The organism is Chryseobacterium sp. GQ58 (assembly GCF_059758895.1).
Map to the genome: position 1 here is coordinate 215224 of NZ_JCAXEH010000004.1, position 17410 is coordinate 232633.

The window sequence follows — 17410 nt, forward strand, 5'->3', positions numbered from 1 at the left end:
TTTATTAGAAAATACAGACTTGCTCCGGTGAAGGAGAAAGTCTGCATTACAAATTAAATTAATATGAATGTATTTTTTCTAATAACCGTAATCCTGTGTAAGATTATAGTTTGAATTGATAATATCTAAAGCTATTGGAAGCAATTCTCTTTTATTAGGCTGAAAATAATAAGCATAACTTTTGATAGGATCGCCACTAATGTAAGCCTGTGTCACTGCAGATCTCCAGTTTACTTTTGTATATCCGGACGGCGTAGCAACAGACTGCGCCGGGTTATAAAATACCTCTGCTTTTGCAATTCCGTTAACATATAAATCGATATCCAACACGTTTTGCTGAGCAGTTTTTGTCGGAGTATAATTGGATATTGTCGACGCCGGTTTTTTATAGAAAATATATTCAGGAACATTCGCATAAGCACCGGTACCATTCATAAAATTGGTAAGCTTTTGTCTTGTTTCATTTATTTTTGTTTCCAATAAATTCCATCGGATAAGGTCATATTTTCTAAGTCCTTCTCCTCCAAATTCCAACATTCTTTCTTTCACAATATAATTAAAGAAGCCGATTTTATCGGTCGGGATCGTTCCCACTTGTCCGGTATTTCCTTCATATGCTCTTTGTCTTACCGCCATTACAGCATTTACCGCTTCCTGGGATGGGCCACTGTGCAGCTCATTATCCGCTTCAGCAAACATCAAAAGAATATCTGCGTACCTCAATAAAGGCCAGTCGATCCCAAGATTCTGAGAAGTACCTTTAATGCTGGTCCACGATTTTCTGAATTTGCCATCATTCCAGTTGACAGAAGTCTGAAGATCTTCCTGTTTTGTCGCGCTTACTCTGAAAATGGCAATGTTTACATCTCTCCTTAAATCATATTTGGAAAATTCATAGAAATAAACAGGAATAGCATTGATTCCTCCTGAAGATTTCCAGTCTGTATCGTCATGTCTCAATCCGTTGTAATATCCGATTTTGCTGTCGGTTCTTGAATTTCCTCCAAAAGCTCCGATTGCATAAATAATTTCGTTGGTTGCATCCGGATTATTGGTATGCAGTGATCTGAAAAGACCTTCATAACTTGGATTCAGCTGATGCTGTCCCGAGTTGATGATATCTTTACATTCGTCATAAGCGATCTGATAATATTTTTGCGGATTGGAACCTTGCATCATCTGTTGCGGACTTCTTCTTAAAGAATATCCGGCTCTGGCCAATGCAATTCTTGCTCTTAATCCTTTTACGGCAGCTTTTGATATTCTTTGTGCTGTTGTGTTGCCTTCAGATTTCCAAGGAACTAAACTTTCAGCTTTTAATAAATCGTCCAGAATTTTATCATAAATAATATCTCGGTCTGTTTTTGGTAAATATACATCCGTTAAATCCGCAGACGGGACATCCTGAAAAGGAACATCACCCCAATTTTTAATTAAATCATAATAGAATTGAGCTCTCAATGTTAAGGCTTCTCCCAAATATCTGTCCATTAATTTTTTGTCAGCTTCAGAACCAACTTGGTAAACCGGCGAAATAGGAATGTTTTTAATAACAAGATTTGCTCTTTCTATTCCTGCATAAGTATCCAAAAAAGGTCTTAAAAGTTCTGTATTGGTGGGTACCGCTCCAAAACAGCTGATTCCCCTTCTGTCATTGGCATTATAATCCCCTGAAGTCCTCAAATCATCACCTGCTTGTGTAAGAATAAGGTTCATTCTCTGGCCGTAAGTGTTGTCGCCCATCGTACTGTTGTAAACCCCTACCAAAGCTGAAAATGTATCTGATGCCGAATCAAATTGCTGTTTTTCTGCTGTATTCGAAAGATTTTCTACATCCAGATAATCGCTGCAGGACGAAAGTGAAACTATTCCCGCAATAGAAAATAATATGCTTAAAAATTTATTTTTATTCATAAGTTTAGTTTTAAAAAATAATGTCAATTCCTGATAAAATGAATCTGCTTCTCGGATAGGCTGAATAATCTACACCCGGCGTAAGCGGATTTCTTCTTGTATTGGCTTCAGGATCAAATCCTGAATATCCGGTAATCGTGAATAAATTATTAACGGTAGCATATATCCTGAAATTTTTAACCCCGATCGCCTCCAACGAACCTTTTGGAAGGCTATATCCTAAAGTAAGGTTGTTTAGCCTAAGGAATGATCCGTCTTCGATAGCATAAGAATGTAGAAAATAAGCACCTGCGGGAGGAGTCCACATCGTTGTATTTGCATTCAGAGCGCCAAGTGCTGCAGGATCCGTCACTTTATTTCCTGCGTCGTCAAACCATCTCCACCGGTCTGCTACTTCTGCAAGCATATTATTGTCTTTGTACAAATATTGTGTAGAATATTCTACTTTATTTGCATTGTATACTTTATTTCCGATAGAGAAATTGAACAATAAGCTCATGTCCCAGTTCTTGTATCTGAATGTCTGATTAAAGCCACCATAAAATTTAGGCTGAGCACTTCCAAGATCAGTCATGTCATTGTTATCGATTACACCATCGCCATTAATGTCTTTTAATTTAAGATCTCCCGGCTGTATCGGCTTTGCTCCGTTGGCTACTGCTGATGCACTTGGTATCCCGGATTTTAAAGTATATGTTTGCGTTGAAGCGTTGTAGTCAAAATCACTTATTTCATATCTTCCGGCTGTTATGTATCCCCAATAGGTCCCTACAGGCTTACCAACCTGAACTAAAAAGTCGAAAAGATTATTTTGCCATCCTGAAGGGAATAGGTAATAATCTGCACTGGCCGAAGCACTGCTTCCTAAGCTTTTAATGGTATTTTTATTGGAAGAAATATTAGCGTCAATTTTCCAGTTAAAACTTTCTCTGTTAACAATTGTACTTCCTAATGATAATTCGATACCTTTATTTTGACTTCTTCCAGAATTTTGATACTGGCTTTCGTATCCTAAAGTCTGAGGTACTTTTGCGAGTAAAAGAAGATCTTTGGTGTCGGTTTTATAAACATCAAGTGTTCCGTATAATTTCCCTTTAAAAAATCCGAAATCCAAACCTATATTTTGAGAAGTGCTGGTTTCCCATGTTACATTTTTGTTTGCCATGATATTACCTGGTGTAGCTCCCGGAGTTATGTTTGTTCCAAAAGCATAGCCATAATCTGAAGATGTTATAAAGAAAGTATCATATAAGAAAGCCCCTATTCTGTTATTACCAGACTGGCCATATCCTAAACGAAGCTTTAATTCACTTACTAAATTACTGTCTTTCAGGAAATTTTCTTCAGTGATTTTCCATGCTGCTGAGGCTGCGGGAAAATATCCCCATCTGTTTCCCGGTCCAAAAATACTTGATCCGTCTGCCCTGATAGAAGCTGTAAAAACGTATTTATTTTTGTAAATATAATTAGCACTTCCAAAGTATGATAGTAATCGATCTGGTGATCCTGGTGCGCTGGAAGCTCTAGGAGCATCCTGAACTAATCCATCTGGTGGAGAAGCAGATTGTATATTGGCAAATGCTTCCTGAGCGCTAATGGATTTAGGGAACCATTTAATGTTCATTATTAAAGATTCACCGTCTGTTTGTACAGTTTCTTGTCCTGCTAATAAGTTTAACTTATGATTACCAAATGTTTTTTTATAATTTAATGTATTGGAATTGGTAATTCTTCGCGATTGTGTTTTGCTTAAGAAAACGACAGGCTGGTCATTATTTTGTCGTGCAAGACTGGTAACGGGGCCCGAAAACTGGTTTACGGTTTCATCTCGCTGTACATATCCGATGACACTTCTGAATGTGAAATCTTTATTAATTTTATAATCAATTGTTGCGTTCAGCAATAAATCATTTCTTCCGCTTTCTTTAATCTCGTTATCAGCTAACAAGACAGGATTTACCAAATTGGTCTGATCGGCAAATAATGGATCAAATTCATCAACATCTACGGTAGAACCTCCTTCAAAAGGCTGATATCTTATTGCATTTCTAAGCCTGTTTGTGCTTTGCGATCCTGTTGCAGAAGTACCGACACCGTTGATCATCTGTCTGCTGTAACGTGCATTAAGACCAAGGCTCAATTTTTTGGAAATATCATAATCGTATCTGAAATTGGCCATGCTTCTCTTGAAAGAAGAGCCGATCATAATTCCGTCTTCCTGAACGTTGTTCAATGTTAATGAAAAAGCAGAATTTTCCGATCCTCCTGTTACCGACACATTATGCGTAAAGTTAAATGCTTCTCTTCCGAAAACTTTATCCTGCCAATCAATTTTCTTTACATTTTTGTATTTTCCAAGCTGATCAAAAGTTCCGTACCGTGTATTGAAAGCATCAATATCTGTCTGCACACCATTCTTATAATACTGCTCGTACTGATAAAGAACGTATTGATACGGATCTAAAACATCAATGGTATTCTGGATTTTTCTTACCCCCATAAAACCATTATAGTTAATAGAAGTTTTTGCTCTTTTGCGGCCGCCTTTTGTTGTAATCAAAACAACTCCGTTTGCACCTCGGGCTCCGTAAATATTGGTAGAAGAAGCATCTTTTAAAACCTCAATTGATTCTATTTCCTTTGGTGATAAAATCGTCAGGGCATTATCCATTTGAACTCCGTCAACAATATAAAGCGGAGCATTACTGCCCGTGATAGAGTTTCCTCCTCTTACAACAATGTCGACATCCGCTCCCGGTGCGCCTTCGCTCAAAGAAACCTGCACTCCGGCCATCCTTCCCTGAATAGCTTCTGCTGCATTTGTAGAAGGCATATCTTTAATGTTTTCACCCTTTACAGAAGAAACAGCATTGGTAACATCTTTTTTAGAAACCTTGGTATATCCTACCAGAACTACCTCGTCAATTTTGGTTTCTTTCTCTTTTTCCTGAGCCATAGCAATTACGGGAAGCAGGAAAACACTCAGATATAACCATTTTATTGATTGTACTTTTTTATTCATTTATTATATCCTTATATAGTTTTAATGTAATGGTCGAAAAGTTTTACTTTTCATTGTTTTTTGTGGATTTAAGTACTTCAGATAATTTACGCTTCCTAGTGCAATCGATTGCGTAATTTTTCACAACATATTTATTGTGGCTCCTAAACTAATATTATTTTTTAATATGCAAAGAAAAAATATTATTATTTCATTAAATTTAGGGTTCATATTCGTAAACTATAAACAATATTTTTAATGGATTTTTTATTTAATTGTTTGTAAATTAATTACTTATTGTATTTTTTTGTTTTTGAATAAGCTGTAATATAGAAATAGAATTTAATTGATCTACCATTAAAAAATTTAAAATTTGCTTAAAATTCAGTTAATTTTGATAATAAAAATTCCCCAAAATTCATAGCTAAGAAACTGTTTTTTGAAAATTTAGTGACTTTTGTCATATTTTAATGGCAGTTTTTATTATGATTTCTTTAACCATAAATATTAAGCATATTTCGCAAAATATTAATATAATAAATCTGTTATTCTTAACAATTCCATTCATCTATATTGTTTTTATAATAGACATTAATTAACACATAAATACTTAATACGTATAGATTTTGGTTAAATTAAAGAACAATTTTTTACACCTGAATATTAGTTTTACTTGTGAAATCTTAATTTTATTTATTTGTATATCAGTTTGTTATAAATTAGTATTAATTTTTTATTAACTAATTAAAGAATAATTATATATTTATCCCACAAGTATTTCTAATATTTTTAGCGTAACTTTATGCAATCGATTACGCAATAATTAATGGTTTTGATAAAACCGCAAAAAAGAAAAAGTATAAAAATCAAGTAGTATGACACAGTCAGAATTTCGTTACGCCCACCATCCAGAAGATGCAAAAAAGTATACCACTGAAGATCTTAGGAGGGAGTTTCTAATCAATGATTTATTTAATGAAGATAAGATAAAACTAGTCTATTCTATGTACGACAGGCTGATTATAGGAGGTATAATGCCTTCAGCACAAGCTTTAAAATTAGAACCAACAGACGATTTGAAAGCCGAAAATTTCCTTGATAGGAGAGAATTAGGAATCATCAACGTCGGAGGTGCCGGAAAAGTAACAGTAGACGGTGAAGTATATGAGCTTGCCAACAAAGAAGCTTTATACATCGGAAAAGGTGCAAAAGAAATAATTTTTGAAAAATCGGGTGATGCACAACCTTATTTTTACATCAATTCAGCTCCGGCTCATCACACTTATCCGACAAAAAAGATCACGAAAAATGAAGCCGAAATTGTAGAATTAGGGGAAGAAAAATACGCCAACAAGCGTACGATCAACAAACTGATTGTAAATTCTGTGCTTGAAACCTGTCAGCTTCAAATGGGAATGACAGAGCTTCATCCCGGAAGTGTTTGGAATACAATGCCTTCACATACTCACACAAGAAGAATGGAAGCGTATTTCTATTTTGATTTGGAGGAAGGTCAGGCAATCAGTCATTTCTTAGGACAGCCTCAGGAAACGCGTCATATTTTTATGAAAAACCGTGAAGCTGTGCTGTCTCCGGAATGGTCAATCCACTCAGGAGTTGGAACTTCCAATTATACTTTTATCTGGGGTATGGCCGGAGAAAATATGGATTACGGAGATATGGACGGCATCAAAACTAACGAACTAAAGTAATTTTTCTAATGAATTTATTTAATTTATCCGGTAAAGTTGCCGTTGTAACTGGCGGTACTCACGGATTAGGAATGGCAATGGCAGAAGGTCTTGCCGCTGCAGGTGCTGAACTGGCGATCACAAGCACGACACCGTCAAAATTAGAGGAAGCTTTAAACTATTATCACGATAAAGGATACAAAGCAACCGGTTATCTTTTTGATGTGACGGACGAGCTGGAAGCCGCTCAAAAAGTAGCGCTAATGGAAGCCACTCACGGAAAAATAGACATCCTTGTCAACAACGCAGGAATCATCAAACGTATTCCCGCGATTGAGATGGAAGTCGAAGACTTTAGAAAAGTAATCGATGTAGATCTTACAGGACCTTTTATTATGTCGAAATTAATCGGCAAACATATGATCAAAAGAAAATCCGGAAAAATTATCAACATCTGCTCGATGATGAGTGAGCTTGGTCGCGACAATGTGGTTGCATATGCTTCTGCAAAAGGCGGCCTGAAAATGCTTACCAAAAATCTGGCAACAGAATGGGCAAAACACAATATTCAGGTCAACGGAATCGGTCCCGGATATTTTGCAACTTCTCAGACAGAACCAATCCGAGTGGATGGGCATCCTTTCAACGATTTTATCATCAGCAGAACTCCGGCAGGAAGATGGGGCAACCCTGAAGACCTTGTTGGGACAGCTATTTTCCTGGCTTCAGACGCAAGCCGATTTGTCAACGGACAGATTATTTACGTTGATGGCGGAATTTTGGCGACCATCGGAAAACCTGCTAATGAATAACAACAGAATTAGATTAGAATGAAACCTTTTATTACAGATAATTTTTTATTACAAAATAAATACGCTGAAGAATTATATTTCAAGTATGCAGAAAAGCAACCGATCATTGATTACCATAATCATTTGATTCCTAAAGATATTGCAGAAGACACGGTTTTCGAAAATATCTCAAAGGTCTGGATTGCAGGCGACCATTACAAATGGAGAGCGATGCGTACAATGGGCGTGAACGAAAAATTCATTACCGGAGATTCTTCAGATAAAGAAAAATTTGAAGCTTGGGCTAAAACTGTTCCGTATACATTGAGAAATCCTTTGTATCACTGGACGCATTTAGAATTAAAAAGATATTTCGGAATTGATGAACTATTAAATGCAGACAATGCATCAGAAATTTACGAAAACATTACCGCTCAGCTTCAGACGCCTGAAAAATCAACAAGAGGTTTATTGAAAATGATGAATGTAGAATCTCTGTGCACAACGGAAGATCCTACAGATCTTTTGAATTATCATCAGGATTTGGCGAAAAGTGATTTCAGTATTAAAGTAAGCACAGCTTTCCGTCCTGATAAAGCGATTTTAATTGAAAACCACAACTTTGCTGATTATATTTCAAAATTAGGCGAATCTGCCGGAATTGAAATTAATTCTTACCAGACATTATGCGATGCTTTATTAAAAAGAATTGAATATTTCCACGAAAACGGATGCAGACTTTGTGATCACGGATTGAACAATATTTCTTTCGAAGAATTTACAGAAGCCGAAGTAAACACAATTTTCAACGATAAAATCTCAGGAAAAGTGATCGCTGAAAAGCAGGTGAATCAATTCAAAACAGCGATTTTATTATTCTTAGGCGAAGCTTATCACAAATTTGGATGGGTTCAGCAGTTCCATTTGGGAGCGTTGAGAAATAATAACGAGAGAATGCACAGAATTCTGGGTCCGGACACAGGTTGGGATTCTATCGGTGACTTCGTTCAGGCTGAAACTTTGTCTAAATTATTGAATGCTTTAGACGGAAAAGATAAATTAACAAAAACAATTTTATATAATTTAAATCCTGCCGACAACGAGATTTTTGCGACAATGATCGGGAATTTCAACGACGGCAGCATCAAAGGAAAAGTACAGTTCGGTTCAGGATGGTGGTTTCTCGACCAGAAAGACGGGATGATCAAGCAGATGAATGCCCTTTCAAACATGGGATTAATCAGCTGTTTTGTTGGAATGTTGACGGATTCCAGAAGCTTCCTTTCTTACCCGAGACACGAATATTTCAGAAGAGTATTGTGTAACCTTTTCGGAGAAGAAATGAAAAACGGTGAATTACCTGATGATATCGAACTGATTGGTCAAACAATTTCAGATATTTGTTATCATAATGCTAAAAATTATTTTGATTTTTAAATTTCAAATTAAATAAAAATCTTCAGCAGATTGAGCTGATAAAGCAGATCAATTTTAAATCTGCAAAATTTGCTAAATCTGCGAGAGGTAAAAAATAAATTTGAACCATTAAGGAGAATTAAGAAGTTAAGTTTTTTTTTAAGCTTAAAATCCAATATTTTATTAAGCAGATCGCTTAAAGCGAAGCTCAACTTACTTATACTCAACTCCTTACTAAATCTTAATGGTTTAAATCGCAACCTTAATTTATATATCTGCAGTTTTTCTAAACTTAAAAACAGTTAGTAGTTAAAAAAATCTTAGCGCACTTTGCGTTTAAATAACAACAGATATTAAACAGAGTATTTATTAAAATATGGCTAGCAAAATACTTACTTTCGGTGAAGTAATCATGAGGCTTTCACCTCCCGGAAACAAAACAATGAAACAGAGCCACGAGATGGAATTCTTTTTCGGCGGAACTGAGCTCAACGTAGCTTCTTCATTGGCAACAATGGGTTGCGATGTAACGCACATCAGCAATGTTTCTGATGATTTTGTGGGAGAATCTGCATTGTCTTTCATCAAAAGTTTTGGGATTGATACAACTTTCATTAATAAAAATGAACATCCTTTAGGGTTGTATTTCCTTGAAGTAGGTTCATCGGTTCGTGCGAGCAGAATTGCTTACAATAGACTGAACGGATCTTTTGCCAACATCAAACCCGAACAGATCGACTGGAAAAAAGCTTTGGAAGGTTGCGACTATTTCCACTGGACAGGCATCAGTCCCGGAATTTCAGAAGGTGCTTACGAAACTTTGAAAGAAGGTTTATTGACTGCTCGTGAAATGGGAATTGAAGTGACCACCGATCCTGCTTATCGTTCAAACCTTTGGAAATATGGTAAAAACGGAAAAGATGTTTTAAAAGAATTGGTTTCTTACTCAACGATTTTTATCGGTGGCGTAAATGAAATTAATGAAATTCTAGGAACTCAGTTTTCATCAGATAAAGAAGGTTTCATGGAAGCCTGTAAAGAATTAAAACAACAAATTCCTTCTATTCATAAAATTTTCGACAAGATAAGAATCGGGGTTACGGCAAGTTCTCAGCAAACGCAGGGAAGAGCATTGGTTAACGGAAATTATTTTGAAACTGGACTTTTAGAAGTGAATCCAGTTGTTGACAGAATCGGAACAGGAGATGCTTTTGCAGCAGGTTTAATTTATGGTTTATTAAATTTCGATGATGAAAAAGCATTGAATTTTGCCAACGCAGCCTGTGCCATCAAACACACGATTTTAGGCGACATCAATTACTGTAGCGTAGAAGATATTCTCGAAGTAATGGCAGGAAATTCCGGAGGAAGAATCAAAAGGTAATTCGCTTTTAGCTTTTGGCAATTGGCTCAAGAAGTTTTCAAAATGAAAGAAGTCATCATATTTAAAATTTAATGGTCTTTTATAAGCGAAGCGGCTTTGTGAAACTATTAACAGTTAGCAGTAAAAAAAACTTTGTGAACTCTGTGTTCAAAAAAATAGCATAGAAAGTCCCAACGGGACGATTTACCAAAGGATAGGATAAAATCCTATCAATAAAATTCAAACAAAGAAAAATTTGATTTTCTTCTTTACATCAACCCCCTAAAGGGAGGAAGAAAATGGAATTTTAGTAAGTCCACAACAGGACAGCATACCAAAGGATGGATAAAATCCCATCAAAGATTATTTTAACAAAATAATTAAAACAAAATGACAAAAATTCAATTGGTTACAAACACCATCATCAACCAGGGAGCTTTGCCTCTGTATTACAATGCTGATGAAACGGTAACTCTAGAAATATTAAAATCGCTTTACAAAGCAGGAATCCGTGCGGTAGAATACACCAGCCGTGGAGAAGCTGCATTGAACAATTTCACAAAAATGGTAGAAGTTCGTAATGCCGAAATGCCGGAAATGCTTTTGGGAATCGGAACCATTAAAAATGTAAAGCAAGCTGAAGAATATTATAAAGCGGGTGCAGATTTCTTTATCAGTCCGGGTTTTGTAGCAGAAGTTGCAGCGTTTTTAATTCCTAAAGACTTATTATACAGTCCGGGTTGCATGACACCAACAGAAATTATTGCTGCTGAAACTGCAGGCGTGACTTTCATTAAATTATTCCCTGGAAACGCTTTAGGACAAGGATTTATGAGTGCCATCAAAGATGTTTTCCCGAATCTGAAATTTATGCCAACCGGAGGTGTTGATACTACAAAAGAAAGCATCGAAAGCTGGTTCAGGGCAGGAGTTTCCGCAGTTGGAATGGGAAGCAAGCTGGTAAGCAAAGAATTAATGCTTGCGAAAGACTATGCGACGATAGAAAATGAAACCAAGAAGGTGCTGGATATTATTCAGACTTTAAAATAAATAAATTGACTATGAGTTCAGTTAAATCTCTTAAGCCGACGCAATACAGATGGACGATTTGTCTGCTGTTATTTCTCGCTACCACGATCAATTATCTGGATCGTCAGGTTTTATCATTGACGTGGAAAGATTTTATAGCACCGGAATTTCACTGGAATAACAACGATTACGGAAACATCACCGCATTATTTTCCATATTTTATGCAGTGGGAATGCTTTTCGCCGGAAAGTTCGTCGACTGGATGGATACTAAAAAAGGTTTTCTTTGGGCAATCGGAGTTTGGTCGATCGGTGCAGTTTTACATGCATTTTGTGGAATCGCTACTTCAGGAATCCTTACCGGAACTTGGACGGCTGGTTTTCACGGTTCTAAAGAATTGATCGGAACAGTTTCTAATACTGGGGCAATTATCAGTACCAGTGTAACTTTATTCATCTTTGCACGTTTCGTACTGGCAATTGGTGAAGCTGGAAATTTCCCGGCAGCGATCAAAACGACAGCAGAATATTTCCCTAAAAAAGACAGAGCCTTCTCTACAAGTATCTGGAATGCAGGAGCAACAGTGGGAGCTTTGGCAGCACCGCTTACGATACCATTCATTGCAAAATCAATGGGTTGGGAATGGGCGTTTATCATTATAGGTGCGCTAGGATTTGTATGGATGGGACTTTGGGTATTTGTTTACAAAAAACCTCATTTACACAAGAGAGTTAACGAACATGAATTAACGTATATCAATCAGGATCAGGATGATCTTCCTAATGAAGATGCTTCTGTTCCCGAAAAGGTATTTACTTTCAAAGAATGTTTCAGCTACAGACAGACTTGGGCTTTTGCCTTCGGAAAGTTCATGACAGACGGTGTCTGGTGGTTCTTTCTATTCTGGACACCGGCTTATTTAAGTTCTGTATACGGAATGGATTCTACAGAAAGTGCATTGCCGTTATTTGTATTATACATGATTACCTTATTGTCGATTATCGGCGGATGGCTTCCAAAATATTTTGTTGAAAAATTAGGAATGAACGCTTACAACGGCAGAATGAAAGCGATGTTAATTTTCGCATTTTTCCCTTTATTGGCATTGTTAGCTCAACCTTTAGGAACAGCAACTTACTGGATTCCGGTTTTAATCATCGGTATTGCAGGAGCGGCGCATCAGGCTTGGTCGGCAAATATCTTCTCAACAGTTGGTGATATGTTTCCTAAAAAAGCCATTGCAACCATCACAGGAATTGGCGGAATGGCAGGAGGAATCGGCTCTTTTCTGATCAATAAATCATCGGGACTTTTGTTTGATTACTCACATAAAGCGTGGTCAACAGTAGACGGAGTTCCTTTACTGGAAAAATATCCGCAATACGTCAACGACCGTTTGCCGGATGGATTCTTTGAACAATTGGAAAAATCAGGAGCCGTAGTTTCAGACGGAATCGACAAAGGATACATGATCATTTTCTCAATCTGTGCAGTTGCTTACCTGATCGCATGGGTCGTAATGAAATCATTGGTGCCTAAATATAAAGTGATTAGTAAATAGAAAATAAAATATAAACCATTAAGGAGAATTAAGAAGTTAAGAAAGATTAAGAATTTGTAGGCAAATTTGAAGTGCAAGCTTAAGAAATTTATTTCCCTTAATTAACCTTAACTCCTTAATAAATCTTAATGGTTCAAATAAAACTTTGAGTTCTTAGCTAAGTAAAACGCCTTTGCGAACTTAAAAATATACATCAAGCTTTAAAAAAAATCTTTGCGGACTTTGCGTTTAAAAAAGCATTAAGATTTAGCAGAATTAAAAACACAATTTAATTCAAATTAGAAAAATGGAAAATCAGACAAAACAGAAATTAAACCGTCAAAACAGCGGTATAGATACAAAATTACCAATCAAAATCGTACAGTTCGGTGGAGGAAACTTTATGCGCGGATTTACAGATTATGTGATTGATAAATTAAATAAAGAAGCAGATTTCAATGCGGGAATTGTAAACATACAGCCTACACCTAACGGTTCAGTTCACAAGCTTGAAGAACAGGGAAATCTCTACACTTTATTTTCAAGAGGAATCAAAAAAGGAGAAATTATCGATGAAAAATGCGTGATTTCAGCGATTCAGAAATCGATTAATCCTTATTCAGATTATAACAGTTTCTTAGAATTAGCAAAAGAAGAAGAACTTGAATTTGTTTTTTCAAATACAACAGAAACCGGAATTGCTTACGACGAAACTGAAAACACCTACGAAGGTCCGCACAAAAATTTCCCTGCGAAAGTGGCGGTTTTACTTCACGAAAGATATAAGCATTTCAATGGAGCAGCAGATAAAGGTTTAAGAATCATTCCTTGCGAGCTGATCGAAGAAAATGCGGTTGTGTTAAAAGGTATTATTTTAAAATATGCAAAACTTTGGAGCTTAGCAGAAGGTTTTGCACAATGGATTGAACAAAGTAATTATTTTCATAATACATTGGTAGACAGGATTGTTCCGGGATATCCGAAAGATGATGCTGCAACGTATGAAGACCAGTTGGATTATGAAGATCCGATGATGGTGGTTTCTGAAACATTCCTTTTATGGGTGATTCAGGGAGGTGAAGATTTAAAACAGAGAATTCCTTTCGATAAAATCAACGAACAGATTTTGGTGGTGGATGATATTCAGCCTTACCGTTTGAGAAAAGTGAGGATTCTGAATGGCGGTCACACTTTGATCTTGGCTCCGGCAATTTTAGCAGGAAAAGAAATCGTAAAAGAAGCAATCGATGACCAATTTATCGGAACATTTTTAAGCGAATCGATATTTAATGAAGTTAATCAGACCTTAGGTTTAGATGAAACTGAATTGAAGGAATTTGCAGAAGAAGTTTTTGACAGATTTAGAAATCCTTTCATTAAGCACCATTTGGCAAGCATTGCTTTATATTTTGTTTCTAAATTTAAAGTAAGAGTGGTTCCGAGTTTACTGACTTATGTTGAAAGAAATAATAAACTTCCGTTGAACTTAACGTTCTCTCTGGCAAGTTTAATCAGATTCTATCAGGGAAGTTTTGGTGAAAAATCTCTTCCTCTGAATGACGAAGAAGCGATCGTAAACAGATTCAAAGAAATCTGGAAAAACGAAGATTACGAAGTAGTTTCAGAACAGGCATTGAGCGAAAAACTGTTCTGGGATACCGACCTTACACAGGTTGAAGGTCTGAAAGCCGCAGTAGCAAAAGCATTGTACGAAATAGACCACAATGATATGGAAACTGCTTACAAAAATTTCATTCAATTTTATTCTTAAAATCATGCAAAAGAAAGTACTGAAAGTAAATCCCAAAGACAACGTTATTGTAGCGTTGATGGATTTGCCTGCCGGAGAATCGGTACACTTAGACGGTACAGATTATACGATTCTTAAAGATATTAAAGCAAAACATAAATTCGCTGCCGTAGATTTTGAGGATGGCGACCATATTTTAATGTATGGCGTAATCGTTGGAAAAGCCAACCAATCCATCAGACAGGGCGAAGTGATTACCACCGAAAACGTAAAGCACCAAAGTGCAAAAGTGGTCGGGAAAACCGATACTTTAGGCTGGACTCCACCCAATGTTGACAAATGGAAAGACCGTACTTTTATGGGCTATCACCGTGAAGACGGACAGGTAGGTACAGAAAACGTTTGGCTGTTTTTCCCGTTGGTATTCTGTGAAAACAAGAATATCGAAACACTGAAGGATATTTTTGAAAAAGAATTGCTTCATGATAAAGCCAGCAAACATCAGTTGTTACTACGTTCGTTGTTGAACGGCGGCGCAACTGTTGAGGTTGAAGAAGAAGAACCGGATACACGAGTTTTTAAAAATATAGATGTAAGATTCATCACGCACCAAGGCGGTTGTGGCGGAATTCGTCAGGACGCTGAAGCGTTGGGAAGATTGTTTGCAGGATATGTCAACAACCCGAATGTTGCGGGAGCTACGGTTCTCAGTTTAGGGTGTCAGAATCTTCAGGTACAGATTTTTATGGATTCACTGCACGCACTGGCTCCAAATAACAAAAAACCAATCGTCGTATACGAACAGCAAAAATCGGGTACCATCGATGAAATGCTGACCGGCGTTATTAAAGATTCTTACGAAGGCATTAAAAAAGCCAATGAAATAGAAAGAAAACCAGCATCCATCACCAAACTAAACATTGGTTTGGAATGTGGTGGTTCAGATGGTTTCTCAGGAATTTCTGCAAATCCAGTTTTGGGCGAAGTTTCAGATATTATGGCGGCAGTTGGCGGAACAACTATGCTTGCCGAGTTCCCTGAATTGTGTGGAGTAGAGCAGGAGTTGGTCAACCGTTGTATCAACGATGAAGACGGTGTAAAGTTCCTGAAACTGATGAAAGATTTTGAAGCCTCTGTTGTTGCGGCAGGTTCAGGATTTGATATGAATCCTTCTCCCGGAAATATTAAAGACGGTTTAATTACCGACGCCATGAAATCTGCAGGAGCATCCAAAAAAGGCGGAGCTGCCCCAATCGTGGAAGTTCTCGATTTTACAGAATATGCTACAAAACCAGGTCTGAATCTTTTGTGCACTCCCGGAAATGATGCCGAATGTACAACGGCTTTAGTCGGTTCAGGTGCGACTGTAGTCCTTTTCACCACAGGTCTTGGAACTCCGATGGGAAATCCTATTACGCCGGTTGTGAAGATTTCTTCCAACACGATTTTGGCAGAAAAAATGTCAGACATTATTGATTTCAATGCAGGAACTGTAATCAGCGGAGAAAAAACAATTCCCGAAGCGGCAGACGAACTTCTGGAACTCATCATCAACGTAGCCAGCGGCGAAGTAAAAACCAAAGCAGACGTTCTTAATCAGAATGATTTCATTCCCTGGAGACGAGGTGTCTCTCTGTAATGGGTTAATTATATTAAATATTAGGGTTGAAAATGCTTTCTACATCGGTAGGGAGCATTTTCTTTTTGGTGGTTAAATAATTATTGATTGCTTAATTGTTAGTTTGAATAAAATTTGTCAAGTTTTATATCTTTAATTTCCATTCATTTACAAGTTCCGGAATTCTACTTAGAACTTCTTTTCCAAAAATCACTTCATCTACTAAGCCCATATGCATCGAATCTATTAGTCGACATAAATAAGATCTGCCTTTAACCCACCAGGTAAAATAATCATCTACAATTAAGTAATGTAAAGCGTCTTTTCCAACATTTTCTTTTGCTTCCCATAATTCCCATCCATCAAGTTGAGTTTCATAAACTCCATCAGCAACTCGACTTCCAAAAGTTGTGGTGTAGTAATATTCTTTAATTTCCCAAATTGCAATGGGATTAATTACACCTGGAAAAGCACCATCAACTCTTCGAGATAATGTTCTAATTGGAAATCCATTATCGGTAAATGCAGTAAGTTCTTTTGGGTCAAAATCACAAGAAAATTCAGCTTTATTCTCATTGATAAGCATATTTACTAGTCCAGTAAGATAAGAGTGATCCCTTTTTTCATCTTTTTGTTTATTAAATGGTAATGGAATTTGAGGGTTTAACTGATTTTTTAAATTATAAAATGTTTCTTTTGCAGAATCCTTGTCCATCAAATTAGGCTTTACAAAGTCAGTAAGTAATACTCCTCTATAAATCATATAATCGATTATTAATTGTCCGAATTCTGTAAAAGTATCATCGTTGTTTATAATTTTAGTGAAATTTAGACCTTCACTAATAAAAACTGTTTTTATTTGTAACAAAGTTGGTATAATGAATCCACCGGTTGGGTTTTTTGGACTTTGTCTTAAAACATATCCTAATCGTTGATTTAATAATTTAATATTTGCCCAAAATTCTAATGTTTGGTTTTTGAAAAGTTTATTTGGTTTCATTTAATCTTTCTTCAAATTTTTTTATGAATTCTGTCAAAGTTGTATTCATTGTCTCAACAATTTCTTTTAATTCAATTAAATCAATTCTTCTTTCACCGTTCTCTATTTTGCTGATAAAAGATTGAGCTACATTAAGTTTTTCAGCTAAATCACTTTGAAGTAAATTGTTTCCAATTCTTAAACTGTACAACGTTTCTAATAAAATTTTGTATTCCTTGCTATAAATACTTTTTTTCATAACACAAATCTATATTCTAAAAAAGGATATACCAAAATGGGATATTAGCACATAAAGT

Annotated in this window: 12 protein-coding genes; 8 read left to right on the forward strand and 4 right to left on the reverse strand. The window is 36.4% G+C overall.

Annotated elements, in window-relative coordinates:
* Positions 1–78 precede the first annotated feature (78 nt).
* On the reverse strand, positions 79–1914 hold the full coding sequence (locus AC6CHK_RS12460; protein WP_498096602.1) for a RagB/SusD family nutrient uptake outer membrane protein: 1836 nt from the start codon (positions 1912–1914) through the stop codon (positions 79–81).
* Positions 1915–1924: 10 nt separating this feature from the next.
* The gene (locus AC6CHK_RS12465; protein WP_498096604.1) at positions 1925–4936 is read right to left on the reverse strand and encodes a SusC/RagA family TonB-linked outer membrane protein; all 3012 of its coding nucleotides are present in this window, start codon (positions 4934–4936) and stop codon (positions 1925–1927) included.
* Between the two features lie 854 nt (positions 4937–5790).
* On the opposite strand from AC6CHK_RS12465, the gene kduI reads away from it, so the two are divergent.
* The 8 genes from kduI (at position 5791) to AC6CHK_RS12505 (ending at position 16135) form a co-directional block, all read left to right on the forward strand.
* Entirely contained in the window at positions 5791–6627 is an 837-nt protein-coding gene (gene kduI / locus AC6CHK_RS12470) for a 5-dehydro-4-deoxy-D-glucuronate isomerase (protein ID WP_498096606.1), read from the forward strand.
* An 8-nt stretch (positions 6628–6635) separates the two neighbouring features.
* On the forward strand, positions 6636–7418 hold the full coding sequence (locus AC6CHK_RS12475; RefSeq protein WP_498096608.1) for a gluconate 5-dehydrogenase: 783 nt from the start codon (positions 6636–6638) through the stop codon (positions 7416–7418).
* Positions 7419–7436: 18 nt separating this feature from the next.
* Complete coding sequence (gene uxaC, locus AC6CHK_RS12480; protein ID WP_498096610.1) at positions 7437–8834, forward strand: glucuronate isomerase; 1398 nt, start codon at positions 7437–7439, stop codon at positions 8832–8834.
* Between the two features lie 355 nt (positions 8835–9189).
* Positions 9190–10197: a sugar kinase gene (locus AC6CHK_RS12485; RefSeq protein ID WP_498096612.1), complete on the forward strand. Its 1008-nt coding sequence runs from the start codon at positions 9190–9192 to the stop codon at positions 10195–10197.
* Between the two features lie 369 nt (positions 10198–10566).
* Positions 10567–11226 carry a beta/alpha barrel domain-containing protein gene (locus AC6CHK_RS12490; RefSeq protein ID WP_498096614.1) on the forward strand — a complete coding sequence of 220 codons (660 nt, stop codon included), beginning with the start codon at positions 10567–10569 and terminating at the stop codon, positions 11224–11226.
* A gap of 11 nt (positions 11227–11237) precedes the next feature.
* On the forward strand, positions 11238–12767 hold the full coding sequence (locus tag AC6CHK_RS12495; protein ID WP_498096616.1) for an MFS transporter: 1530 nt from the start codon (positions 11238–11240) through the stop codon (positions 12765–12767).
* A gap of 286 nt (positions 12768–13053) precedes the next feature.
* Positions 13054–14517 (forward strand): tagaturonate reductase, encoded by a 1464-nt coding sequence (locus AC6CHK_RS12500; protein ID WP_498096618.1) that lies wholly within the window; start codon positions 13054–13056, stop codon positions 14515–14517.
* Between the two features lie 4 nt (positions 14518–14521).
* Positions 14522–16135, forward strand: coding sequence for a UxaA family hydrolase (locus tag AC6CHK_RS12505; protein WP_498096620.1), 1614 nt, complete (start codon positions 14522–14524; stop codon positions 16133–16135).
* Positions 16136–16259: 124 nt separating this feature from the next.
* On the opposite strand, the gene AC6CHK_RS12510 is transcribed toward AC6CHK_RS12505, so the two are convergent.
* Positions 16260–17114 (reverse strand): DUF7687 domain-containing protein, encoded by an 855-nt coding sequence (locus AC6CHK_RS12510; RefSeq protein ID WP_498096622.1) that lies wholly within the window; start codon positions 17112–17114, stop codon positions 16260–16262.
* Complete coding sequence (locus tag AC6CHK_RS12515) at positions 17101–17352, reverse strand: helix-turn-helix domain-containing protein (protein ID WP_498096624.1); 252 nt, start codon at positions 17350–17352, stop codon at positions 17101–17103. Before AC6CHK_RS12515 ends, AC6CHK_RS12510 begins: the two co-directional genes overlap by 14 nt.
* Between the last annotated feature and the right edge of the window lie 58 nt (positions 17353–17410).

Excerpts from the sequence above, each read along its gene's own strand:
- AC6CHK_RS12460 (WP_498096602.1), bottom strand. The coding sequence starts at position 1,914 with ATGAATAAAAATAAATTTTTAAGCATATTATTTTCTATTGCGGGAATA.
- AC6CHK_RS12465 (WP_498096604.1), bottom strand. The coding sequence starts at position 4,936 with ATGAATAAAAAAGTACAATCAATAAAATGGTTATATCTGAGTGTTTTC.
- kduI (WP_498096606.1), top strand. The coding sequence starts at position 5,791 with ATGACACAGTCAGAATTTCGTTACGCCCACCATCCAGAAGATGCAAAA.
- AC6CHK_RS12475 (WP_498096608.1), top strand. The coding sequence starts at position 6,636 with ATGAATTTATTTAATTTATCCGGTAAAGTTGCCGTTGTAACTGGCGGT.
- uxaC (WP_498096610.1), top strand. The coding sequence starts at position 7,437 with ATGAAACCTTTTATTACAGATAATTTTTTATTACAAAATAAATACGCT.
- AC6CHK_RS12485 (WP_498096612.1), top strand. The coding sequence starts at position 9,190 with ATGGCTAGCAAAATACTTACTTTCGGTGAAGTAATCATGAGGCTTTCA.
- AC6CHK_RS12490 (WP_498096614.1), top strand. The coding sequence starts at position 10,567 with ATGACAAAAATTCAATTGGTTACAAACACCATCATCAACCAGGGAGCT.
- AC6CHK_RS12495 (WP_498096616.1), top strand. The coding sequence starts at position 11,238 with ATGAGTTCAGTTAAATCTCTTAAGCCGACGCAATACAGATGGACGATT.
- AC6CHK_RS12500 (WP_498096618.1), top strand. The coding sequence starts at position 13,054 with ATGGAAAATCAGACAAAACAGAAATTAAACCGTCAAAACAGCGGTATA.
- AC6CHK_RS12505 (WP_498096620.1), top strand. The coding sequence starts at position 14,522 with ATGCAAAAGAAAGTACTGAAAGTAAATCCCAAAGACAACGTTATTGTA.
- AC6CHK_RS12510 (WP_498096622.1), bottom strand. The coding sequence starts at position 17,114 with ATGAAACCAAATAAACTTTTCAAAAACCAAACATTAGAATTTTGGGCA.
- AC6CHK_RS12515 (WP_498096624.1), bottom strand. The coding sequence starts at position 17,352 with ATGAAAAAAAGTATTTATAGCAAGGAATACAAAATTTTATTAGAAACG.